Origin of the sequence: Simonsiella muelleri ATCC 29453 (genome assembly GCF_002951835.1) — a bacterium.
GTDB classification, from domain to species: domain Bacteria; phylum Pseudomonadota; class Gammaproteobacteria; order Burkholderiales; family Neisseriaceae; genus Simonsiella; species Simonsiella muelleri.
This window is the reverse complement of record NZ_CP019448.1, coordinates 952,713-976,600: the sequence shown is the minus strand read 5'-3', so window position 1 is coordinate 976,600 and position 23,888 is coordinate 952,713. Positions and strand designations below refer to the sequence as shown.

General features: G+C 41.9%; 17 protein-coding genes. 12 read left to right on the top strand and 5 right to left on the bottom strand.

Annotation, left to right across the window (positions count from 1 at the left end):
* Positions 1–30: 30 nt before the first annotated feature.
* From nadD to BWP33_RS04755, 3 genes are all read right to left on the bottom strand, one after another.
* Positions 31–636: a nicotinate-nucleotide adenylyltransferase gene (gene nadD / locus BWP33_RS04765; protein WP_002641698.1), complete on the bottom strand. Its 606-nt coding sequence runs from the start codon at positions 634–636 to the stop codon at positions 31–33.
* A 110-nt stretch (positions 637–746) separates the two neighbouring features.
* Entirely contained in the window at positions 747–1,310 is a 564-nt protein-coding gene (locus tag BWP33_RS04760) for a beta-class carbonic anhydrase (RefSeq protein ID WP_002641699.1), read from the bottom strand.
* A 54-nt stretch (positions 1,311–1,364) separates the two neighbouring features.
* Positions 1,365–2,201, bottom strand: a complete 837-nt coding sequence (locus tag BWP33_RS04755; protein WP_002641700.1) for a YoaK family protein — start codon at positions 2,199–2,201, stop codon at positions 1,365–1,367.
* Between the two features lie 393 nt (positions 2,202–2,594).
* Here BWP33_RS04755 and BWP33_RS04750 point away from each other — a divergent pair, with 393 nt between their 5' ends.
* The 7 genes from BWP33_RS04750 to BWP33_RS04720 all read left to right on the top strand — a co-directional run bounded on the left by BWP33_RS04750 (position 2,595) and on the right by BWP33_RS04720 (position 12,095).
* Positions 2,595–4,874, top strand: a complete 2,280-nt coding sequence (locus BWP33_RS04750; protein ID WP_002641701.1) for a NosR/NirI family protein — start codon at positions 2,595–2,597, stop codon at positions 4,872–4,874.
* Positions 4,875–4,942: 68 nt separating this feature from the next.
* Complete coding sequence (gene nosZ / locus BWP33_RS04745; RefSeq protein ID WP_002641702.1) at positions 4,943–6,997, top strand: TAT-dependent nitrous-oxide reductase; 2,055 nt, start codon at positions 4,943–4,945, stop codon at positions 6,995–6,997.
* A gap of 429 nt (positions 6,998–7,426) precedes the next feature.
* Positions 7,427–8,743, top strand: a complete 1,317-nt coding sequence (locus BWP33_RS04740; RefSeq protein WP_051010349.1) for a nitrous oxide reductase family maturation protein NosD — start codon at positions 7,427–7,429, stop codon at positions 8,741–8,743.
* Between the two features lie 34 nt (positions 8,744–8,777).
* Complete coding sequence (locus tag BWP33_RS04735; RefSeq protein WP_002641704.1) at positions 8,778–9,671, top strand: ABC transporter ATP-binding protein; 894 nt, start codon at positions 8,778–8,780, stop codon at positions 9,669–9,671.
* A gap of 51 nt (positions 9,672–9,722) precedes the next feature.
* Complete coding sequence (locus tag BWP33_RS04730; protein WP_002641705.1) at positions 9,723–10,553, top strand: ABC transporter permease; 831 nt, start codon at positions 9,723–9,725, stop codon at positions 10,551–10,553.
* A gap of 56 nt (positions 10,554–10,609) precedes the next feature.
* On the top strand, positions 10,610–11,104 hold the full coding sequence (locus BWP33_RS04725) for a nitrous oxide reductase accessory protein NosL (RefSeq protein ID WP_002641706.1): 495 nt from the start codon (positions 10,610–10,612) through the stop codon (positions 11,102–11,104).
* Positions 11,105–11,117: 13 nt separating this feature from the next.
* The gene (locus BWP33_RS04720) at positions 11,118–12,095 is read left to right on the top strand and encodes an FAD:protein FMN transferase (protein ID WP_002641707.1); all 978 of its coding nucleotides are present in this window, start codon (positions 11,118–11,120) and stop codon (positions 12,093–12,095) included.
* 162 nt (positions 12,096–12,257) lie between these two features.
* Here BWP33_RS04720 and BWP33_RS04715 read toward each other — a convergent pair whose 3' ends face one another.
* Both BWP33_RS04715 and tldD read right to left on the bottom strand, forming a co-directional pair.
* Positions 12,258–13,634, bottom strand: coding sequence for a mechanosensitive ion channel family protein (locus BWP33_RS04715; RefSeq protein WP_002641708.1), 1,377 nt, complete (start codon positions 13,632–13,634; stop codon positions 12,258–12,260).
* 48 nt (positions 13,635–13,682) lie between these two features.
* Positions 13,683–15,125 carry a metalloprotease TldD gene (gene tldD / locus BWP33_RS04710; protein ID WP_002641709.1) on the bottom strand — a complete coding sequence of 481 codons (1,443 nt, stop codon included), beginning with the start codon at positions 15,123–15,125 and terminating at the stop codon, positions 13,683–13,685.
* A 405-nt stretch (positions 15,126–15,530) separates the two neighbouring features.
* Between tldD and BWP33_RS04705 the strand changes: the two genes are divergently transcribed.
* The 5 genes from BWP33_RS04705 to BWP33_RS04685 all read left to right on the top strand — a co-directional run bounded on the left by BWP33_RS04705 (position 15,531) and on the right by BWP33_RS04685 (position 23,863).
* Entirely contained in the window at positions 15,531–16,283 is a 753-nt protein-coding gene (locus BWP33_RS04705) for a Nif3-like dinuclear metal center hexameric protein (protein WP_002641710.1), read from the top strand.
* A gap of 95 nt (positions 16,284–16,378) precedes the next feature.
* Positions 16,379–18,040 carry an electron transfer flavoprotein-ubiquinone oxidoreductase gene (locus BWP33_RS04700; RefSeq protein WP_002641711.1) on the top strand — a complete coding sequence of 554 codons (1,662 nt, stop codon included), beginning with the start codon at positions 16,379–16,381 and terminating at the stop codon, positions 18,038–18,040.
* A 152-nt stretch (positions 18,041–18,192) separates the two neighbouring features.
* Positions 18,193–20,004 (top strand): hypothetical protein, encoded by a 1,812-nt coding sequence (locus BWP33_RS04695; protein ID WP_002641712.1) that lies wholly within the window; start codon positions 18,193–18,195, stop codon positions 20,002–20,004.
* A gap of 259 nt (positions 20,005–20,263) precedes the next feature.
* The gene (locus BWP33_RS04690) at positions 20,264–22,381 is read left to right on the top strand and encodes an AsmA family protein (protein ID WP_002641713.1); all 2,118 of its coding nucleotides are present in this window, start codon (positions 20,264–20,266) and stop codon (positions 22,379–22,381) included.
* Positions 22,382–22,495: 114 nt separating this feature from the next.
* Positions 22,496–23,863: a Na+/H+ antiporter family protein gene (locus BWP33_RS04685; RefSeq protein WP_002641714.1), complete on the top strand. Its 1,368-nt coding sequence runs from the start codon at positions 22,496–22,498 to the stop codon at positions 23,861–23,863.
* Positions 23,864–23,888 lie beyond the last annotated feature (25 nt).

Here is a 23,888-nt window from a genome sequence, read left to right as displayed (position 1 = left end):
CTTTCGGTTTTTCAGGCAGCCTGAAAAAAATTATTGATATAAATGATGCTGTTGAATGTAATCTGCCACTTTTTCAGGCAGCCAGTTGCGCATATTTTTGCCTGACGCAATTTGTTGGCGAATTTCACGGGAACTAATATCCATTGTGTCCGTATTCAACAAAATTAAATCATTTGTTTGCAATGCGTTACCTAACCATGTATGCAATTCACGCGGTGCTTTGGCGAGCGTGTCGCCTGTACGATTGGCAACCGCTATTTTGATTTGCCGTACCAAATTTTGCCAGTTTTTCCACGTATGCAGATTCATCAAACTGTCCATACCCATCAACCAGTAAAAGTGCGCAGACGAATAATGCTGTTTAAAAATCTGTACTGTATCAATGGTATAAGTTGAACCCACACGAACCAAATCGCAATCACTCACAGCAAATTTCGGATAATCCATCGCTGCTAATTCAGTCATTTGCAAACGGTGTTCAGGTGCAACCAAATCTGATTTTTTGTGATATGGGTCGCCTGCTGGCAAAAAAATCACGCAATCCAGTTGACATTGTTCCACAAATGCTTGGGCGATGTGTAGGTGTCCGTTGTGGATTGGGTTGAATGTTCCGCCGAACAAACCAATTTTCTTCATGATATTCACTCTAAAAAATTAATATTTTGATTTTAAATTTAAAAATAGTGCGCAAAAATGTCCACCTTTCATCAACTCTTTCAGGCAGCCTGAACACCCAAACGGTGCAACTAACTGATTTTACCATCAACCACTAAAGTCAATTTCCCTGTAATGGGGTGAATCACCAAACCATGCACAGCAATATTAGCAGGCATCAATGGGTGGCGTTTAATGGTTTGGACGGTGTCGCGAACGCTATCCTCCACATTGGTAAAACCCGTAAGCCAGTTATCCAAATTAATGCCTGCATCGCGCAACACATCCACTTTTTCAGTTGCGACACCGTATTGGTAGACTTTTTCCAAAAAACTTTTGCTATTCAAGCCATTCATGCCACAATCGTAGTGGGCAATAACCATGATTTCTTCCACTTTTAATTCAAATACCGCCACCAACAGTGAACGCATCACCGAACCCCAAGGATGCGATACCAATGCGCCCGCATTTTTAATTAATTTCGCATCGCCATTTTCCAAACCCAAGGCAGCAGGTAATAATTTGGTCATGCGCGTGTCCATGCACGATAAAATGGCTAATTTTTTTTCAGGAAATTTGTTGGTCACAAATTCAATATAATTACCTTTTTCTACAAATTCCTGATTATGTTTCAAAATCATATCTAATTCAGACATATTTATTGACCTCATGTATTTAGACAACACCGTCGTATTTTTAATTTATAACGACTATATTTTTTTATTAAACCGATTTTCTTGACGCCATAACCGCAATTTATTTCGTAGGCGAATATCGTAACCCACTGAACCTGCACCAAAAACAAACAATATAGTGGACACAGGCAACGTAAAATGATAGCCAATTGAATTATAACCCCACACACCCACCATGCCCCCCAGCACAAAACTGCTCATTAAGCCCACAAACAATTTGATGCGCGGATAATTCACTTCCACATCGGGAATTTTAGGATGATGCACGCGGCTATAATACAATACTTTGCCTAATTCAATGCCTAAATCGGTTGCCGAACCTGTCATGTGCGTAGAACGAATCGCGCTGCCTGAAAGAACTGCCATGGTCGTGTTATGCATTCCCATAATAAAACAAAGAAATAAAATAGTCGGAGATACCATCAGCCAACCCCACTCCGATAACGCATAACCAAAAAATCCAAAAAATAATAAATAAAATGCTTCTGCCCACATAGAAAGCGCATAACTGGCGCGAAAACGTCTGCGTTTTGCCCATAAAATAATCCAACTGGCATGTGCCGCTCCCAAAACAAACATCACAACGCTCATGATGGCAGTAAAAGCCATTACCCATTCGCCATGCAAAATGGCATCAGATACACGAGACAATGTACCTGTAACGTGTGAAGTGTAGCTTGAAACAGCAAAAAAACCGCCTGCATTAATAGCACCTGCTGAAAATGCCATGCTGTAACCCAACGTACGAAAGCGACTGTCGGTAATATCTTGCCGTTTCATATAAGGTTTATCAGCTTGCCAAAAAGGCTGACGATTAAGTTGTTGATTATTTCTTTGCTTTCTTTTTATCATAATTTATTTAAAATCAGAATAATACTCTATGTGATTGAAAAATAATATTTTAACTTAAAATTGCACTACACACAAATTTAATTAGAATAAATACTTGTGTTTGCGTGATGCTTTCTCATTTACAGGTGTCAATTATTAAAGTTTCATAAAATATGCTTTTTTTGCTATTCAATTAATATTAATTTATGTAAAATCATGGTGAATTTTACTTACAAATGGCGTGAAATTGTGATTTCATGTGATTTCATGAAAACTTGATTTAAATCAAATTTAATTAAAAAATAAATTGGTTTAGCTGATTTTTGATTGCTTAAAATGTTCTAATGTTTTCAGGCTACCTAATTTACATGATTCTTCATTTAATCGCCTAAAAAATAATTTAAGGAACACACCATGTTTGTATTACCCAATCGCTTGTATCAGGTTTTGTTGATGATATTGGCTATTTTTACGTTGTGTTTGCCTGCACGCGCCGAAAGGCTGCCTGAACTCATCAATAAAGTACAACCTGCCGACATTTTCCCCAATGCCACGCGTTTCGGTAAACCCGAAGGTAAACCCATGACTGCAAAAATTTATCAAGGTGAGCAGGAAGTGGGCGTGGTGTACATCACAACCGATGTGGTCAACACGCGTGGTTATTCCAGCAAACCCATTGATACCATCGTCGCTTTAGATAAAGAAGGTACCATCAAGGGCGCGAAAATGTTGGAACATCATGAACCTATTTTATTGGTCGGGATTCCCGTTTCCAAAGTGGATACGTTTATCAATGGTTATGTAGGCATGAATCCAACCAAAAACCCACCGCAAGCAGGTTCCACACCATCAGAAATCGTTACAGGCGCAACCGTTACTGTGGTTGTGATTGGCGACAGTATTGTGCGTTCGGCGCGTGTGGTTACGGCTGAATTGGCAAAACAAGACAGCATTCAGGCTGCCTCGCAAGCCAACAACGTGCAAACGCGTCCACATCGTTTGCCTAATATGGACAAACAAGATGTGTTGTCATGGGACAATTTATTACAAGAAAAAGCCATTCAAAAATTGCATATTACTATTGGTGAAGCCAATAAATTACTTGCCGACAATTATCCTGAAGCCGCGCAACACCCACAAGCTGGACAGCCTGAAGACACATTTATTGATTTGTACACAGCAGTGGTGTCTCAACCTGCAATTGGTAAAAGCTTGCTTGGTGAACAAGGATTTAAAGATTTACAAGCACAATTAAAACCCAATCAATCCGCAATTATTGTTGCTGGCGAAGGGGTATATTCATGGAAAGGTTCGGGTTATGTACGCGGTGGAATTTTTGATCGTATTGAAGTGATTCAAAATGACAACGGTTTTCGCTTTACCGATGCGCAACACACACGTTTACTGGATTTACAGGCTGCTGGTTCGCCACATTTCAAAGAAGTATCGCTATTTATTACACCTGAAGATTTTGTATTTGACTCGGCTGAACCTTGGCGCTTGCAATTGATGATTCAACGTGAATTGAGCGTACAAAATAAAGCGTTTGTTACGGTGGATTTGAATTACCAATTACCACAAGCATTTACCGTAGATGACCCAAATGGTCAACCCGTTGTGATTGATGCACCTACCACTCATCCTGCTACCGCGAATCATGTTCAGGCTGCGTCAGCAACCATGACCAATGTTACTGACAATAACGCCGACAATCCACAACGTATGATTTGGAAACAATTGTGGCAAGATAAATTGCCGCACGTGGTTGCAATTAGCATCATGTTGTTCATTTTGACGCTGGTCTTTTTCTTCCAAGATACTTTGGTTAAATACGAAACACTCTATAATCGTTTCCGCTACATCTATTTAACCGTTACCTTGATTTATGTGGGTTGGTATTTACACGCGCAATTATCTGTTGTCAATGTACTGACGTTCACATCTTCCATTGTACAAGGGCATTTTAGTTGGGATTATTTCCTGATGGATCCATTTATTTTCACGCTGTGGAGCGCGACGGCGATGTCTATGATTTTTTGGGGACGTGGGGCATTTTGTGGTTGGCTGTGTCCATTTGGTTCGCTGCAAGAATTAACTAACGCAATTGCAAAAAAATTGGGTGTGAAACAAATTACCGTGCCATTTGGTGTACATACACGTTTGACTGCATTCAAATATGTCATTTTTATGGTTTTATTTGGCGTATCCTTGTATGAGTTGGGATTTGCAGAAAAATTAGCCGAAGTTGAACCCTTCAAGACCGCGATTATTTTACATTTTGTACGTGAATGGTGGTTTGTGTTGTTTGCGTTGGTATTGTTGGTAATGGGTTTATTTATTGAACGCTTTTTTTGTCGTTACCTGTGTCCTTTGGGTGCCGCGATGGCGATTCCTGCTAAATTGCAAATTTTCAATTGGTTACGCCGTTATCCGATGTGTGGTAATCCGTGTCAAATTTGCCATCACGAATGCCCCGTCCAAGCAATTGCGCCCGAAGGTGATATTAATCCAAATGAATGTATTCAGTGTTTGCATTGCCAAGTAATGTATAACCATGAAACGCGTTGCCCACAAGTGGTCGCAACCAACAAGAAAAAAGCCAAGCAAGCTGCCGCCAAAGCCGAACTGGATACACAAAAACAACAAAATCAACCCACTGAACAAGTGGTTCATTTTGTAAAAAAAACCAAATGATTTTTTCAGGCTGCCTGAAAAACAATCTATATTTTCTACCAAAAAACTTTAAATCAAGGAGTTGCATTATGAACAACAATAAAATCAGTCGCCGCCATTTTCTTGGTACTGCTGCGGCATCTAGCGTGGGCTTAATGGGTCTAGCTGCTTGTTCGGGTGGCACGCAAGGAGGTCAATCCGCATCGGCTGCACACGCTGGCGCAAGCAATAGCACAGCACACACCACTGAAACCGCGAGTAGTGGTTTGAGTAGCCACGTTGCACCTGGTGAATTAGACAAATACTATGGTTTTTTGTCAGGTGGTCAATCTGGCGAAATGCGCGTATTGGGTGTGCCATCTATGCGCGAATTAATGCGTATTCCTGTGTTCAATATGGATAGCGCGACAGGTTGGGGGCGTACCAACGAAAGCCGTGAAATTTTGAATGCAGGTTTAACCGCCGATACACGCGAATTTTTACGTAAATCCAATATGCCCGTTATGCCAAATGGCGACTTACATCACCCACATATGTCGTTTACTGATGGCACTTATGACGGTCGCTATGTGTACGCCAACGATAAAGCCAATAACCGCGTTTGTCGTGTGCGTTGCGACATGATGAAAGTGGACAAAATCACCGAAATCCCCAACGCATCTGGCATTCATGGTTTGCGTCCACAACGTTATCCAAAAACAGGTTATGTATTTGCTAATGGCGAACACATCGTACCCATTCCCAATAACGGCACCATGTTAGATGATCCGGCTCAAAATTATTGGGCAGTTTACACAGCATTGGACGGCGAAACCATGCAAATCGCATGGCAAGTAATGGTAGATGGCAATTTGGATAATGGTGATGCAGATTACCAAGGTAAATATTCATTCTCTACTTGCTACAATTCAGAAAAAGGCGTAACCGTTACCGAAGCATCTGCCAATGAACAAGACTGGTGCGTGGTGTTTAATTTGGCTGAAATTGAAAATGGCATCAAAAATGGCGATTTTAAAGAAATCAATGGTGTCAAAGTATTAGACGGTCGCAAAACGAATGCAGCAAAAAACTACACACGCTACATTCCTGTACCTAATTCACCACATGGTTGTAATGCATCACCTGACGGCAAATACATCATGTTAAACGGTAAATTATCGCCAACTGTTACCGTGTTAGACGTGAGCAAATTAGATGATTTATTCGCTGGCAAAATCAAAGAGCGTGACGTAGTTGTCGCTGAACCCGAATTAGGCTTAGGTCCATTACACACCGCGTTTGACGGTCGTGGCAATGCCTACACCACCTTATTTATTGATAGCCAAATGGTTAAATGGAACATTCAAAAAGCCATTGATGCCTATGCCAGCAAAACCAAAACCAGCGATTACATCATTCAAAAATTAGATGTTCATTATCAACCTGGTCATAACCACACCACCATGGGCGAAACCAAAGAAGCCGATGGTCAATGGTTGGTGTCTTTGAATAAATTTTCCAAAGACCGTTTCTTAAACGTGGGTCCACTCAAACCCGAATGTGATCAATTAATTGACATCTCTGGCGATGAAATGAAATTGGTACACGATAATCCAACTTTTGCAGAACCACACGATTTGATGCTGGTCTCTGCCAATAAAATCAACCCGAAAAAAACATGGGATCGCAAAGACCCATGGATGTGGCAAACCACTTTAGAACAAGCCACCAAAGATGGCATCACTTTGGAAAAAGATAGCAAAATCATTCGTCAAGGCAATAAAGTTCGCGTATACATGACGGCAGTGGCTCCTGCATTTAGTATGCCATTCTTTGAAGTGTATGAAGGCGATGAAGTTACCGTGATTATTACCAACAACGAAACCATTGAAGATTTAACGCATGGTTTCACATTGGAAGGTCATGGTATTGCGATTGAAATCAGCGCACAAGCCACCGCATCGGTTACATTCACCGCAAACCGTTTGGGCGTTTATTGGTACTATTGCCAATGGTTCTGCCACGCATTGCACATGGAAATGTCAGGTCGCATGATTGTGCATAAAAAAGGCGAGCCATTCTTAGGCGACAAAGCCAATAAAGCACCTGATGCCAATCCTGCCAACACAGCATCTGCACCTGCCGCTGCATCTGGCAGCAAGTAGTTTAAAATATAGGGTTATTCCCCATCAATGAGATTTTCAGGCTACCTGAACATCTTAATTCACAATACACCCGATTATTATTTTAATAATGATATGGTCGTTTAAAATTAAGAACCTGTATTCATGACCAACGTGAAATATATTTTATTCCAGTTGGTACGAATGTCAGACAAATTTTGTGTCAATAGCGTTCCTATTGGCATGAAATTCAACGCAGCAGGCGTGCCAAATGGAGCAAAAAGACATCTCGCTTGGCTGTGAATACAGGTTCTAAAATTGATAAATTGATTTTATTGACAATTTTTGCGAATACAAGGCGGCTTTTTAAGCCAATATCAGGCATTGGCTCAAATAACCAACGCAGTAAGCGCATGAAGTAGCGATAAAAGCAAGCTATTAGAATGATGAACACAGGTTCTTAAAATAATTATGTTAAACAAACACATCATCATGCTCATTGGTTTGTTGGCAAGCGCAAATCTTCAGGCTGCCATCATTCAAGCGAATCCGTCCATGTCTCTACAATTGGTGTTGGACAACGCACAAGCTGGCGATACCATTCAATTGGCATCGGGCGAATACGCTGGCAAAATCATCATCAATAAGCCCTTAATTTTAGAAGGCTCTCCAGACAGAAAAGCCCACATCAAAGGCGATAGAACAGGACGAACCATTACCGTATCCGCACCCAATGTAACCCTTCGCCAACTTACAATTACACATTCGGGCTTGAGTTTGCCCGATATGGATGCTGGCATTTTCCTAGATAAAAACGCCGCCCACGCCCACATCTACAACAACAATATTTTAGATAATTCAGTCGGCGTATACTTGTGGGGCGCACCCAAATCACTGGTGGAACACAATCGCATTATCGGCGACAAAACTTTACGTACCAACGAACGCGGTAACGGCGTAACCGTATGGAATGCCCCCTATTCCAAAGTGATATACAATGATATTTCCGAAGGACGTGATGGTATTTTTTCTAATGCTAGCAATTTCAATACGTTTAGCCATAATGTATTTCACAATCTGCGCTATGGCGTGCATTATATGTACACCAATGACAGCGAAGTGAGCCACAATATTGTACGCGACAGCAGCATTGGTTATGCGATTATGTTTTCATCGCGTATCAAAGTGAATCATAATATCTCATTGAATAATATAGAACAAGGCATGATGTTCAACTACACCAATGATTCAGAAATCGTGGGTAATGCAGTAGAAAAATCACCTAAATGCGTGTTCATGTACAATGCCAACAACAATCAATTTACCCAAAATTATTTTAGTCAATGCGGTATTGGTATTCATTTTAGTGCGGCTTCGGAAGGCAACCAAATTCGTGAAAATGCTTTTGTAAACAACGAGACACAAATTAAATATATTGGTACGCGATTTGTGGATTGGGCAGAAAGTGGGCGAGGCAATTATTGGAGCGATAACAGCGCATTTGATTTAAATGGTGATGGTATCGCCGATACCGCCTACAAACCGAATGGCATTACCGACCAAATTCTCTGGCGTGCACCTGCTGCACGATTGCTGATTAATAGCCCTGCAGTGAGTGTCGTTAAATGGGCGCAACAGCAGTTCCCCGCCATCATGCCTGGTGGCATTACCGACAGCAAACCCTTAATGGTACAACCTGAAACCGAAACCTTGAGAAAATTGCGTGAATTGAAAAAAATCGCTACACCCAGTACATCAACACCACGCCAATTTGATTCCAATATGTAAAAAAATCTTTCAGGCAGCCTGAAATTAACCAATTATGAATAATCAACATCTAATATTAAACAATGTAACCAAACAATACGGCACACAAAAAGCCGTTAATGATGTCAACTTAGCACTTCATGCGGGAGAATGTGTCGGTTTGGCAGGACACAACGGCGCGGGCAAATCCACCATGATGAAACTTATTTTGGGTTTGATTCGCCCAAGTTCAGGCAGTATTACTTTGTTTGGCGAAGACATTTCGCGCGGACACTCTGCTGCCATTCGCTGCCAAATGGGCTATTTGCCTGAAACAGTTGCACTGCACCCATCGCTTACAGGCAAAGAAACACTTGATTTTTATGCAAAATTAAAAGGAACAGATTTGGCGCATAATCATGCGTTGCTAGAACGTGTCGGCATCGCTCAATCCGCACATAAACGTGTCGGCGCATATTCCAAAGGAATGCGACAACGGTTGGCATTAGCGCAAGCATTGTTGGGCGAACCCAAATTACTGTTATTAGATGAACCGACCACAGGCTTAGACCCCGCATCTCGCCAAATGTTTTATCAAATTATCAATGAGTTAAAACAACGCGGCGCAACGGTATTGCTTTCCACACACGCACTGGCGGAATTGGACGGACACGCCGACCGCATTGTGGTAATGAAAAATGGGCATAAAGTCGCAGACGGCAATATGCACGAATTGCATATTCAAAGCGGTTTACCAACCAAAATTGTGGCACAACTGACGCACGAAACAGCATTGCCCGAACATTGGCAAGTTTCAGGCTGCCTGAAATACGAAACGCAATGCGCCGAAACGGAAAAAATGGCGCGTCTACACGAATTGGGCAGCTTGGACAACGTGGCGCAACTGGACATTCACACGCCGACTTTAGACGAAATGTACGCCGAATTTTTGAAACGGGAAGATGTGTAGTTTCAGGCAGCCTGAAAACCACAAACACAAATTAAATCAAGAGAATAAATCATGTCTCCAATCTTAATCATTGCTCAAAAAGAAATCCGTGATAACCTCCGCAATCGTTGGGTTATTGCAGCGACTGTGCTGATGTTTGCACTGGCACTTGCGCTGGGTTTTATGGGCAGCGCACCAACTGGCAGCGTCAAAGTGGATCCACTTACGGTTACGGTCGTGAGTTTGTCCAGTCTGTCCATTTTTCTGATTCCGCTGATTGCGATGTTGATGGCGTATGACGCGCTGATTGGCGAGATTGAACGTGGCACGATGGCATTATTGTTGAGTTACCCACTTTTGCGTTGGCAGATTTTAGTGGGCAAATTTATTGGGCATACCACGATGCTAACCGCCGCAACAACAATCGGTTATGGCTTGGCAGGTTTGATTTTGCAATATAATTTTGGTGGCTTTCAGGCTGCTGCGTGGAAACCGTTTTTCTTGCTGATTGCGGCAAGCGTGTTACTGGGTGCGGCGTTTTTGTCGTTGGGCTACTTGATTAGCGCGAAAGTCAAAGAGCGCGGTACAGCGGCAGGTTTAGCGATTGGCGTTTGGTTATTTTTTGTGGTGATTTTTGACATGGCGTTATTGGGAATTTTGGTTGCTGATGGTCAGCACGCCATCAATGCCAAAATTTTAGAAAATATTTTGTTGTTTAATCCCACCGATATTTATCGTCTGCTGAATTTGACCGGTTTTGAAAACACAGCGATGTATGCAGGTTTGGCAGGTGTGAGCGAACAAATTGGGCTGACAAAATTCGTGCTGATTGCTGCACAAGTGGGCTGGATTGCCGTGCCGTTTGGTTTGGCGGCGTGGCTATTTAATCGCAGACAGATTTAGAACCTGTATGACCAACACAAATATTTCTTGTTAAAGCAGCCTGAAAAGATAATACTATGAAAAATTTAAATATTTTATTAACTACAATCCTACTTGCCGCGTGTTCGCAAACTGAAACCACCAGCGCACCACCACCGCCGCAAGCCATTACCGAACAAGCCAAAGGCTATTATTGCACCATGAATCTAAACGAACACTACGGCGGTAAAGCGCAAATTTTCGTACAAAGCCAACCCGATAAGCCGTATTGGTTTTCTACGGTAAATCAAGCGATTGGCTTCACGCGCCATCCTGGCGAACCCAAAGACATTACCGCCATTTATGTAACCGACATGAGCAAAGTAACCGACTGGCACAACCCCAATGCCGACAGCGCATGGATTGACGCAAAAACTGCCTATTATGTCATTGACAGCAAATTCATCGGTGGCATGGGAACAGTAGACGCATTACCATTTTCCGATATCGTCAAAGCACAAGATTTTATCCACAAAAATGGCGGTAAAATGGTTAAATTTGACGAAGTGCCAGATGAATTTATTTACAAATAATGAAGGAAATATCATGCAAATTACTCGCCGCCGTTTTATCGGTATTACTGCTGCGATGTCGGTCAGCGCACTTGTTTCTCCAACTTTTGCCCAAAATGATTCGCCCCAACCCGTGATTTGGCGCGGTGTGGCTTTGGGTGCAAACGCGGAATTGCGTTTGTATCACAACAATCCTGCTGTAGCAGAAAATCTGATTCAACAAGCAATTGCAGAAGTGAATCGTCTAGAAAATATTTTTAGCGTATATTGTGAAAATAGCCAAGTATCGCGTTTAAATCGTGCAGGCAGCCTGAACGCACCATCTGCTGATTTATTGGCAGTATTGAGCCAAGCACAGAGCATTCATTCATTGACAAATGGCGCGTTTGACCCAACCGTGCAGGTGCTGTGGCAACGCTATGCCAACCATTTTCAGCGTAACCCAAAAAGCAAGATTGCCCCCAATCTTCAGGCTGCCTTAAAACGGGTTGGTTTACACAATATGCTGATTTCTCCACAAAAAATTGCGTTTAATCAAAAAGGTATGGTCATTACGTTGAATGGCATCGCGCAGGGTTATATTACCGACCGTATCACGCAATTATTGCAACAACAGGGCATGAACCACGCGCTAGTCAATATGGGTGAAATACGGTATTTGGATACACTCAAACAACACCCCGAATTTGCCAAAATCCAAAACCCAAAAGGCAGTGGCGCATTACCTCATCATCAAATTCCATTACAAAACAATGCGCTTGCCACATCAAGCGGTTATGGGACACCGTTTGATGCAGAGGGCAAATTCACGCATTTATTTGACCCACGAACAGGCAACAGCACCCCACGTTATCAAAGTGTGAGTGTGTTGGCGAAATCTGCAGCACTGGCGGACGCATTATCCACGGCGTTTGCGGTTAGCTCTGAAGCAAATATTCAGGCAGCCACTCAAAAAATTGGCGCAAAAGTATGGCTGATTGGTTTGAATGGCAATGTGAAAACAATGGGTTAAAATATCTTCAGACCAGAACTTTTGCAAAATCTCCATTTTTCGTCTAAAACCAAAAATTACAGTCATGTAACTACATCGTTATGAAAGTTTTTTTGCAAAAGTTTCAAGCTGCCTGAAAATGAATTTGCCAAACAAATTCATGTTGAAATCCTCAACACAAAATCAAGAATCAATTGGTTCATTGGATTTGGTATCTTGCTGGGCTTGCAGACCCGCTTTGAGAATAGCCATATCACTGGGCGTTTGCTCTTCAGGCAGAATGCGGATTTCACGTTGTGGAAATGGAAATTCAATATCTTCTTCATTAAATCGTTTCCAAATCGTCATCAAAATCGCCGAATACAAACCTAAGAAACCATTTTCAGGGTCGCGCACCCAAAATCCCACACGCAAATCAATGCCATTATCGCCAAATCCAATCAAATACGCACTGGGTTTACCTTCTACTCGCTCTTGGGCAGCAGCAGCTTGTTCCAAAATCTCCAAAGCCAGTGTTAAATCAGTATGATACGCTACTTGTACATTCAACGTCTGATACAAAGATTTGCCTGTATAAGATTCGTTAATCACGGTGCTGGTTACAAAAGTTTCGTTTGGAATCAAGGCCTCTTGCCCCGTACCACTGCGTAAAACCACAAAACGCGATGTAATTTCCGTTACATAACCCGTAAAATTATTCACAGTTAAACGGTCTCCAGGACGAATGGAACGGTCTGCCAAAATAATAAATCCAGACACATAGTTACTCGCAATTTTCTGCAAGCCAAAACCCAATCCCACACCCAACGCACCACCAAACACCGACAGCACCGTCAAATCAATCCCCACAATTGGTAACGCAATCAATACCGATAACACCATCAATAGGGTTTTGATGATTTTACTCAATACAATCCGTAGGTTAATATCCAGATGTTTACTTGACATCAATTGACTATCCAGCCATTTTGCTAGCCACATCATGAAAATCATGATGATGCCCACCCACAAAATACCCGTAATCAATGTAAATAAACTCAATTTGCTTGAGCCGATGCTAAATTGCAGCGATTTTGCCCAATTAATCATCAAATCATCAAACCCAATGACCCACAGCAAAAAATATGCCCACAAAAATGTCGCCAATTGATGCTCTAAACTGCTGCTCAATCGCCCAGCAGGCAGCGCAAATTTTAACAACGCCAGCACCACGCGAATCATCAGCATCCAACTTGCGCCAAACACAAATAAACGCAACCACACCACCGTCAAATCCAACGCATTGCACACCAACAACAAAATCGTACCACTAAACAACATCATGGCAGGAAACAACAAACGTTCCGCCAAATGTTTCACAAAGCGATTTTGAATATTATCTAATTTTTGATTTTTAATAAGTTGATGACTGAATATTTGTAATATGATGCCCAATACAATCACACCAGCCAGCTCAATCCAACCAATAGGCTGCCTGAAACTGCGTTGTAATAAATGTGCCGTAAATTCTTCACGCGCAAATAACCCACTAATCATATTTGACAATTCTTCTAAATTCATCTGAATTCCTTTGTAATAGTTTTCAGGTAGCCTGAAAAATTTTATCAATCAAACTTCACTACCGCCAACCGTTAAGCCAGCATCAATTCGCAAAGTCGGCTGCCCCACACCCACAGGAACACTCTGCCCATCTTTGCCACACACACCCACACCCGAATCCAATGCACTATCATTACCAATCATGGAAACGTGTTTCAATACTTCCGTGCCACTGCCAATAATGGTTGCGCCTTTGACTGGATATTGCAATTGTCCGTTTTCCACCCACCACGCTTCCGACGCGCTGAACACAAATTTACCACTGGTAATATCCACTTGTCCGCCACCAAAATTCACCGCATAAATGCCTTTGTCTAAACTGGCAATGATTTCATCACGTTCGTATATACCGTTTTCCATGAATGTGTTGGTCATACGTGGCATGGTTACAGATGAATAACTTTCGCGTCTGCCGTTACCAGTAACGTCCATGCCCATGAGTCGAGCATTGGTTTCGTCTTGCATATAACCCATCAAAATACCGTCTTCAATGAGAACTGTACGACTTGTTGGATTACCTTCATCATCAATATTCAGGCTGCCTCGTCTGTCGGGAATATTACCTTGGTCAATGACGGTAACGCCTTTGGCAGCGACTTGCTCACCAATTTTTCCTGTGAATACACTGGTTTGTTTGCGATTAAAATCGCCCTCCAAACCGTGTCCCACTGCTTCATGCAACAACACACCTGGCCAACCATTACCCAACACAACAGGCATCACACCCGCAGGGGCAGGGCGTGCTTCTAAATTAATTACCGCTTGTTTCACGGCTTGAGACACATATTGTTCAATTTTCGCATCATCAAAATAACGCAAATCCAAACGCCCTCCTCCACCAGAACTGCCCTGCTCACGGCGGTTACCTTGTTTGACAATCACAGTCAATGACAAACGAATCAATGGGCGAATATCTGCCGCGTGCTTACCGTCCAATCGGGCAATGTACACCATATCATATTCACAAGTTAAACCCGCCATTACCTGCACCACGCGCGAATCTGCTGCACGCGCTAATTGTTCAACTTTTTGTAATAAAGCAACTTTGGCTGCCGAATCCAAACCAACAATGGGATTAAATGCACCATGTATCGCCTTACCAAACACAGGTGTAGGCACACGAATCGGCACGGTATTGCCAGATGCGCCAATTACTTTGACGGTTTCAGCAGCACGTTGAATGGCATCAGTGGTTAAACTGTCGGCGTAAGCAAATGCGGTTTTTTCTCCCGACACAGCACGTACACCAACGCCTTGGTCAATTTGAAAGCTGCCTGATTTGACAATGCCTTCATCTAAATGCCAGCTTTCGTAAGCGGTTCGCTGACAGTAAATATCCGCATAATCAACATAATGTCTACCAATAATAGCGAGTGATTGAGCAATCTCTTCTGCACCGATTTGATTGGCTTGTAATAAATCTTGAGAAACGGTTTGAAATATATTTTGCATAGAATTTTGTTTTTCAGGCGACCCGAAATAAAAATGAAAAAAATGGCTGAAATTATAACATTTTTGTGTGCATTTATTTTCAGGCTGCCTAAAAATTATAATCGTTTAAAATAAGAACCTGTATTCATGCCAACGTGAAATGCTGTGGATACAGTTTCTCAGGCTGCCTGAAAACAAAAACGACCCATTTTGAACTCATCAAATTGGGCCGTTTTTGCTGGTGCAGGGAATGACAGACACATTATACATAAATAAGATTTTTTATCAATTAAAATTTAACCATTCTATGCATTTTGTATTGAGTTGGATAATTAATGTCGTTATTTGTTATGGCAAACTGCCTTTTATTTTAGAATAATTTGGTAGAATACCCGTTTTACATTTTGATAATTTTAGGGTCAGCAAATGGCAAATCGTCAAGACATCCTCAATTGGTGCAACACCAATTTACGCACCGAACAATTTAAAGATTACGCCCCAAACGGCTTGCAAGTGGAAGGCGCAGATGATATTCACACCATCGTAACCGCCGTAACTGCCAGTTATGCTGCGATTGAATTCGCTGTACAGCAAGGCGCACAAATGTTGTTGGTGCATCATGGTATGTTTTGGAAAAGTGAACTTGCCACCATCACAGGTTGGAAACGTGAACGCATTGCTTTGTTATTAAAAAATAATGTGAATTTGGTCGGTTACCATTTGCCATTGGATGCACACCCACAATGGGGCAATAATGTCCAATTGGCTCAACAATGCGGTTGGCAACTTGAAAGCACATTTGGCGAACAAAATTTGATGAATTTGGGTACACTGCCCGATAATCAAAATACTTTAGCCAAACTCGCGGCGCATTTGGAAAATGTGTTGCAGCGTAAACCTGTGTGTGTGGGTAATCTTTCAGGCAGCCTGAAAAAAGTAGCGTGGTGTACGGGTGGTGCGCAGGGATTTTTTCAGGCTGCTGTTGATGCTGGCGCAGACGTGTACATCACGGGTGAAATTTCAGAAGCGCAATATCATTTAGCCAATGAGACGGGGCTGGCGTTTATTAGTGCAGGGCATCACGCGACTGAACGTTATGGCGTGCAAGCATTGGGGGCAGCGTTGGTGCGAGATTTTGGTGTGCAGGCGCATTTTTTTGATGAAGCCAATCCTGTGTAAACGTGGCGTGTTATTCTTTCAGGCAGCCTGAAGATAAAATAATTAATTAATAATGTTAAAATCTACCCATTACTAAAACACTAAGGACACACAACATGACGCAAATCATTGAACGCGACAGTATGCAATACGATGTCGTGATTATTGGAGCAGGCGTGGCGGGTTTGTCTGCTGCGATTCGCCTGAAACAAATCGCCGCCGAACAACAACGCGATATCAGCGTTTGTATATTGGAAAAAGGCAGTGAAGTGGGTGCACATATTTTGGCTGGTGCGGTGTTTGATCCGATTGCCTTGAATGAATTATTGCCTAATTGGCGCGAAATGAATGCACCACTCACACGCAGTGTTACCGAAGACCAAGTTTTGTTTTTAACACAAGACAGTGAATTTAAATTGCCTTTTACGCCGCCAAGTTTCCAAAATCATGGGAATTACATCGTTAGTTTAGGCGTATTATGCAAATGGTTGGCAGAACAAGCCGAAAATTTGGGTGTGGAAATTTATGCAGGTTTTGCGGGTGCGCAATTATTGTACCACGCAGATGGCAGCCTGAAAGGTGTCGCCACAGGTGATGTGGGCATTGGCAAAGATGGGCAACCTACTGATAATTTTCAAGCTGGCATGGAATTACACGCCCAACAAACCATTTTCGCTGAAGGGGCACGCGGTTCATTAAGTAAACAAATTATTCAACAATTTGCATTAGACCGCGATTGCCAACCGCAAACTTATGGTTTGGGCATCAAAGAAATTTGGGAAGTGCAGCCTGAAAAATCGCAAGCGGGTTTAGTGGTGCATTCGGTGGGTTATCCTTTGGATATGAAAACCTATGGTGGTGGTTTTGCGTATCATTTTGACGGCAATAAGGTGGCGGTAGGTTTTGTGGTGGGTTTGGATTACCAAAATCCTTATTTGTCGCCATTTGAAGAGTTCCAACGCTGGAAATTACATCCCAGTATTCGCGCCACATTAGAAGGAGGCAGACGCATTGCTTATGGTGCGCGTGCTTTAGTGGAAGGTGGTTTGCAGAGTTTGCCGCATTTGGCGTTTGCAGGTGGTGTGTTGGTGGGTGATGCGGCTGGTTTTCTGAATGTACCGCGCATTAAAGGTGCGCATACTGCAATGAAATCGGCGATGTTGGCGGCACAAGCAGTGTTTCCGATGTTGGTGCAACACGATGGCGAGTTGCCTGAACAAAATTTGATTGCCCAAGATTATGAAACTTTATTTGAACACAGTTGGTTATACGATGAATTGCATGAAGTTCGCAATATTCGTCCGTCTTTCAAATGGGGTTTATTGCCAGCGATGGCATACACGGGCTTGGAGCAATACGTGTTGAAAGGGCGTGGTTTTTGGACATTAAAACATCACGGTACGGATTCAGGCAGCCTGAAAAAAGTCGCTTATTGTCAACCGATTGATTATCCAAAACCCGATGGCACAATCACGTTTGACCGTTTGAGCAGTGTATTTTTAGCGAATGTGGCACACGAAGAAAATCAGCCATCGCATTTGCAATTGCGTCATCCGCGTTTGGCAATTGATGTGAATTATCAAGAATATGCGAGTCCTGAAACGCGTTATTGTCCTGCTGGTGTGTATGAAATTGTGCATGAAAATGGTGCGCCACGCTTGCAAATCAATGCCACTAACTGTGTTCATTGCAAAACGTGCGACATTAAAGACCCTACGCAAAACATCATTTGGACGTGTCCCGAAGGGGGAGGCGGTGCGAATTACAGTGAAATGTAGTGAATTTGCCACAATGGACGTGCAATTGCGTAGAAGTTTTGTACAGCTTTTATGTTAGAATGCGACCACTATATTTTAGTTTGGTGTTTTCAGGCTGCCTAAATATGAAAGATATTCAAGCAGTCTGATAATAATTTTTTATTTTGATCAATATGATGCCGACATCTGCGCCTACCCATACTGCCGAGCGACCTGATTATCCAAAGAATTACATTCCGTATCCGCTTCGCAGCCAAGTTACCCAAGTTAATCCGCATTTGGATGTATTTTGGCAGGATTACCTTTACAATTTGTTCAGCAATATTTCCGCTCAAGACCGCAGAAATATTGCTGAACAAATTCTTGCGCCTAATCAAATCTTTTGGAACAGTGAGATTAAAAAATTTGAATTTCGTGGTGAAATTAATGTTCCTTTAGAGAATATTGTGGCAAGCATTCCAGCGAATGCGCGACACATTCGGATTTTTGCAGAAAAAATATTGATTCATTTTCAAACATTTAAAACATATAATAGTGTTTACCAAATTGCTGATTTTTTAGAAAACATTTTGGGACAAATTGAACAATTAGATGCAAAAAATAATTTAGAATATCAATTAATTAAACAAAAATTGTATTCTGGATTTATTTATGCGGCAGCACGAGTGATTCGTGAAAAGAAAGATTTGGAAATCCCCGAAAATAGACGTGGTTTGAATGCGAGTATTGTAAAAACATTTATTAATGAAGTATTTCTGAAACAACAATTATTGGGTTACTGGTTTAAAACCATGCGTAATCGCCAAGTAGCGCAAATGTCTCATCCGTTACTTAGTCAATTTTTGTGTCGAGAACAAAAAATCCGTCAATTGGAAATTGTGCGTGCGTCCAAATATTTATTTGTGATTGGCCCTGCGATTGAATCTGATGTCAATCCGTTTGCGTTGCGCCGATTTTTACGCGAAGAAAGTTTATTTTCAAACGAACATGTTTTGTTGACTGGTGCTGCGGTCAACACTGCAATGCTTGTCAATGCTGATGCCACGTATTTGGCGCGGTTTAAATTACAGGTTGAAAATATTATTACCATTGAATCAACCATCAATCAAGCCGTGATTGAATTTTTAACGGAGTTGGAATTAGCGCACGAAACCGAATTATTGCCGCTTTTATTTGATCCGATAGAATTGAGTGGTATGCAGATTGACAAGCTTATCAAAGAACGGTTGCAGCAATATGAACATATTTTGATAAAACAGATTTTGGAGCCAATAGAGTTTGCAGTTCGCCGCGTGGCGCGTAATGCTGATGAACAGGAATATTTGTATATTGGTGTTCGCCAATTATTTGGCAATATATTGAGTACATTTAAAGATTTTTTATCTCAACCTGCTTTGCTGTTGAATGAAAATGCGGAACATTTGTTTAGCCGATTGGTAGCATATGCGACCTTTTTGGAAAAACGCCGTGAATTTATTTTTGTGTGTTTTCAAAATAATTACCAATGGGACGCAAATCATGATTTATTACAACAACCGTTGCATTATTTAAACCAAATTATTCAAGCCAATATCCGTGAAAATGATTATTTGGATACACAAATCCATGAATTAGAAGAACAATTAGAGCGTAAAGCATCATTTATGGAAAAAATGTTCAAAAGCAATGACCGCATTCACATTAAATTAGAAGAATTGAGAAAGCAATCGCGCAAAATCGCCCGACAAATTCATCAGGATATTTTTGAATTATCAGCCAGATTTCCGGTTGATGTTGTGGATTTGGCGTTTGATTCATTGTTGATTTTGGGCGAAAATGAGCGGCATTATGCGTTCGCGGCGGGCAGAAATGGGGTTACGCGTTTGCCAATGATTGTATCCATTCCTGAAAATCCATTGGCTTTTCATTTAGGGGATTTTAATACATTCTTGCAAAATAAAATGGAAGAAAATCAAGTATACGATGAATTGGCGGACATCAGTTAAAATAAAAGGCTAGTTTAAATTACATGGCAGAGATTTGAGACAGATTGTGTGCAAACAATATCTTAAATCCTTTGCCTCTTTTTTTGAATTGTCAATAGCCCCTAGCATTATTTTGCTTTCTTTGTCAAACAAAAAAGGGGATATAACATAATTTTCAGGGTTTTCTGTCTCTTTCAGGCAGCCTGAAAAGCGGTTTTTGCACAGATTGCATATTTTTTTGCTAAAATTGACTCAATTATTTTTTGCTGAATTTAGATTTATGTCCACATTTGTTCCTTTATTTAAACGCCGTTGGTTCAAAAACACTTTGATTTTATCCGTTGTCACGGCGATTGGTTTAGGTGGCGCATATGCCACGTTTTACCACTTATCCAGTTTTGAACGGTTGCAACGCTTAAGCACCGATGTGATGCAAGGTTCAACGCGCAAAATCACATTTGACGCACAAATGGAACGTCAATTGTTTCCGCGCCCAACTGTGGTGTTGAAAAACGTAATGTTAAGCGAAACAGACGGACGAACACCCGCCATGAACATCAAACAAGTCAGCGTGGGCGTGGCATGGACAAGTGTCTTTGGCGATTGGGCAATTGATAAACTGGTGCTAAACGATTTAGCAACCGTTATCACGCGTGATGACAACGGTTCGTGGAATTTTGCCGACTTATTTAAACAACAAAATCAGAAAGTTAAATTTAATCGCATCAACATCAATAATGGACAAGTGATGCTGCAAGCATTCGGTAAACGCGTGGAACTCAATCAAATTCACTACAATCAAATTCGTCAAAGTGATGGCAAAAGCCCTTATATTTTCACCGCTAATGCCATGAATCCATTTTGGAACGAATTACAATTAAACGTTCAAGGACACGTTGCACAAACTCCCGAAGGCATCATATCGCCCGACATGATTTTACAATTTACAGGTCATGAAACAGGTGGGGCATTTTCAGGCAGCCTTGTTAGCAAAGTTGGTTTGAAAAATAATCAGTTTACTTCTGATGACAACAAATTAATTATCCGAACTGACCGCCTAACTGGACACGCAGATATCAATATCGCCCACATCGGTAGCGAAAACGACCATTTATTACTCAATAATATCAACAGCGTATTTACAGGCAGCCTGAACGACTATCGTCTAAACGGCACACTCACATCGCGTCAAGCCAAATTAGACCCTGCCCAACTTGCCAGCGATGAAATTACCGTTAACTTGACCGCCAAAACCGCTACCAGCGACAATTTAAATGTGAATTTGAATGCACCCGCCACTTGGCACGTAGAAAACGGCTTGAATATGCCTAAACTACAAATCACCACACGACAAGACCGCCCCAATGGTTTATCACGTTTCTTGTCAGAATGGATGGGCAGCTTGCAAATCAAAAACTTAAAAAATTGGCATGCACAAGCTCAAGGACAATTTGACCGCCAACCCGTTGTCATGGACATCATACGCGAACACAATACCATCAACGGTATATTACAAATGGCGAAACTGGATTTGGCAAATTATGTGGACAATATCGAAGCACGTGTGGATAACCCCTACCCCAGTTGGCTAACTGGGGCATTGGTCAGTCATATGGGCATTGATATTGGTACACTTAGTCTGCCTGCATTGGAAGTTAATAACATCAAAACCACGCTCCATGCCACCAGCAGCGAAGCACGTTTTGAACCATTTAGCGCAGATTTATATGGCGGACACACCGAAGGTTTATTGATAGTTAACAACAATCAACCTGTACAATACGTTATGAAACAAAAAGCCGAAGGCGTACAAGTCCGCCCGATGCTGCAAGATTTGTTCCGCAGTGGTCACATTTCGGGTAAAGGTGATGTGAATTTGAGTTTTACCACCACAGGTGCAACGCGTCAGGAATTAACTGAAAATCTTTCAGGCAGCCTGAATATGAATGTGAAAGATGGTAATTGGTACGGAATCAACATTCGTGAATTAATGAAAGCTGCCGCAGCCAATTCAGAAGATAATACATCATTGAATTTAAATGCCAATAATGACAATGGTACGCCGTTTTCTACTTTTGATTTTACCAGCAAAATCAATCAGGGCATCAGCAAGCACACCACCGATAGCCATTTTACCAGCCCAGCCGTCCACATGACAGCAAAAGGCGAAACGATTTTGTATAGCGGTCGCATGAGTGAAGACATCAATATTTTAAGTAATAATGGCAAAGACACCCTGCCCCTACGCATTACAGGAACAATGGATAATCCTGCCATCAGCTTGAATTATAAAAAAATTACGTCTGGCTTAAAAACCGCTGAACAGAAAAAAGATGCCGTAACCGATGCCATCAAAAAACAATGGGATTGGATGCGTGAACAAAGCAAAAAACAATAATCACTCATCTATTTGCAAAGATTTCCGAATATTTGTTAAAATGCGTCAAGGTATAATCATTCCTTATTATTTTTTCAGGTTGCCTGATTTGATGAGACGAGAGGATAACAAACGATGAATGCTGTGATTACGGGTGTTTTGGTCATGTTGGTGCTGTCGGTGTTTCGCATCAATGTGGTGTTGAGTTTGATTATTGGCGCGTTTGCTGGTGGTTTGGCAGCGGGTTTGCCTGTGGCGGATTACACACCAGATGGTGCAACCGAAGCCACCAAAGGCATCATGACTTATTTCCAAACAGGTTTGGAAAAAGGCGCATCAACGGCGTTGTCTTATGCGGTATTGGGTGCATTTGCGACTGCGATTATGCACTCGGGTTTGCCACAGCAACTTACTGGCGTGATTGTGCGCAAAATGCAAAATGACAGCGTCAGTAGTTTGCGTAAAATCAAATGGATTCTATTGGCTGGTTTATTGGCGATGGGGATTATGAGTCAAAACGTGATTCCAATTCACATTGCTTTTATTCCGATGGTTGTGCCGCCCTTGTTGCTGGTGTTTAACAAATTAGCAATTGACCGCCGTTTGTTGACTTGCATCATGACGTTTGGTTTGGTAACAACGTATATGTTTTTGCCGTATGGATTTGGTGAAATTTTCTTGAAAAAGATTATGTTAGGCAATATTCAACAAGCTGGCATGGATGTCAGTGGTGTGAATGTGATGGCAGCGATGGCGATTCCTGCATTGGGAATGGTGTCGGGTTTAGCTTTGGCATTTTGGCATTACCGCAAACCACGCGTTTATGAGAATAGAAATATTGACGTTGCCAATCAAAATGCAGCAGCCTTACAACCTGAAATTTCATCGTATCGCAGTGGCGTAGCGGTGTTGGCGATTTTGATGTGTTTTGCGACTCAATTGTTCTATGGCAACGCATTATTGCTGGGGGCAATGTTGGGGTTTGTGGTGTTTATGATAATGGGCGTGGTGCGCCGAAAAGACGCTGACAATGTGTTCAATTCAGGGATTCGCATGATGGCAATGGTGGGCATGATTATGATTGCCGCGCAAGGATTTGCGGAAGTGATGAAAGCCACTGGTGCGATTCAACCGTTGGTTGATGGCAGCTTAAAATTATTGGGTGGCAGCAAAGCAATGGCAGCATTTGCGATGTTGTTGGTGGGCTTGTTGGTAACAATGGGCATTGGCAGCTCATTCTCTACATTGCCGATTGTTGCCGCCATTTATGTACCGATGTGCGTACAATTGGGTTTTTCACCATTGGCGACCATAGCAATCATTGGAACAGCTGGCGCATTGGGAGATGCGGGTTCGCCTGCATCGGATTCTACGCTTGGTCCAACAATGGGACTAAACGTGGACGGACAACATGACCATATGCGAGACAGCGTGATTCCAACTTTTTTACACTATAATGTGCCGCTCTTTATATTTGGTTGGATTGCAGCGATGGTATTGTAGTCGTTTAAAATCAAAAAATCGAATT

Coding starts and splice junctions, on each gene's coding strand:
- nadD (WP_002641698.1), bottom strand. CDS start 636: ATGAAGAAAATTGGTTTGTTCGGCGGAACATTCAACCCAATCCACAAC.
- BWP33_RS04760 (WP_002641699.1), bottom strand. CDS start 1,310: ATGTCTGAATTAGATATGATTTTGAAACATAATCAGGAATTTGTAGAA.
- BWP33_RS04755 (WP_002641700.1), bottom strand. CDS start 2,201: ATGATAAAAAGAAAGCAAAGAAATAATCAACAACTTAATCGTCAGCCT.
- BWP33_RS04750 (WP_002641701.1), top strand. CDS start 2,595: ATGTTTGTATTACCCAATCGCTTGTATCAGGTTTTGTTGATGATATTG.
- nosZ (WP_002641702.1), top strand. CDS start 4,943: ATGAACAACAATAAAATCAGTCGCCGCCATTTTCTTGGTACTGCTGCG.
- BWP33_RS04740 (WP_051010349.1), top strand. CDS start 7,427: ATGTTAAACAAACACATCATCATGCTCATTGGTTTGTTGGCAAGCGCA.
- BWP33_RS04735 (WP_002641704.1), top strand. CDS start 8,778: ATGAATAATCAACATCTAATATTAAACAATGTAACCAAACAATACGGC.
- BWP33_RS04730 (WP_002641705.1), top strand. CDS start 9,723: ATGTCTCCAATCTTAATCATTGCTCAAAAAGAAATCCGTGATAACCTC.
- BWP33_RS04725 (WP_002641706.1), top strand. CDS start 10,610: ATGAAAAATTTAAATATTTTATTAACTACAATCCTACTTGCCGCGTGT.
- BWP33_RS04720 (WP_002641707.1), top strand. CDS start 11,118: ATGCAAATTACTCGCCGCCGTTTTATCGGTATTACTGCTGCGATGTCG.
- BWP33_RS04715 (WP_002641708.1), bottom strand. CDS start 13,634: ATGAATTTAGAAGAATTGTCAAATATGATTAGTGGGTTATTTGCGCGT.
- tldD (WP_002641709.1), bottom strand. CDS start 15,125: ATGCAAAATATATTTCAAACCGTTTCTCAAGATTTATTACAAGCCAAT.
- BWP33_RS04705 (WP_002641710.1), top strand. CDS start 15,531: ATGGCAAATCGTCAAGACATCCTCAATTGGTGCAACACCAATTTACGC.
- BWP33_RS04700 (WP_002641711.1), top strand. CDS start 16,379: ATGACGCAAATCATTGAACGCGACAGTATGCAATACGATGTCGTGATT.
- BWP33_RS04695 (WP_002641712.1), top strand. CDS start 18,193: ATGATGCCGACATCTGCGCCTACCCATACTGCCGAGCGACCTGATTAT.
- BWP33_RS04690 (WP_002641713.1), top strand. CDS start 20,264: ATGTCCACATTTGTTCCTTTATTTAAACGCCGTTGGTTCAAAAACACT.
- BWP33_RS04685 (WP_002641714.1), top strand. CDS start 22,496: ATGAATGCTGTGATTACGGGTGTTTTGGTCATGTTGGTGCTGTCGGTG.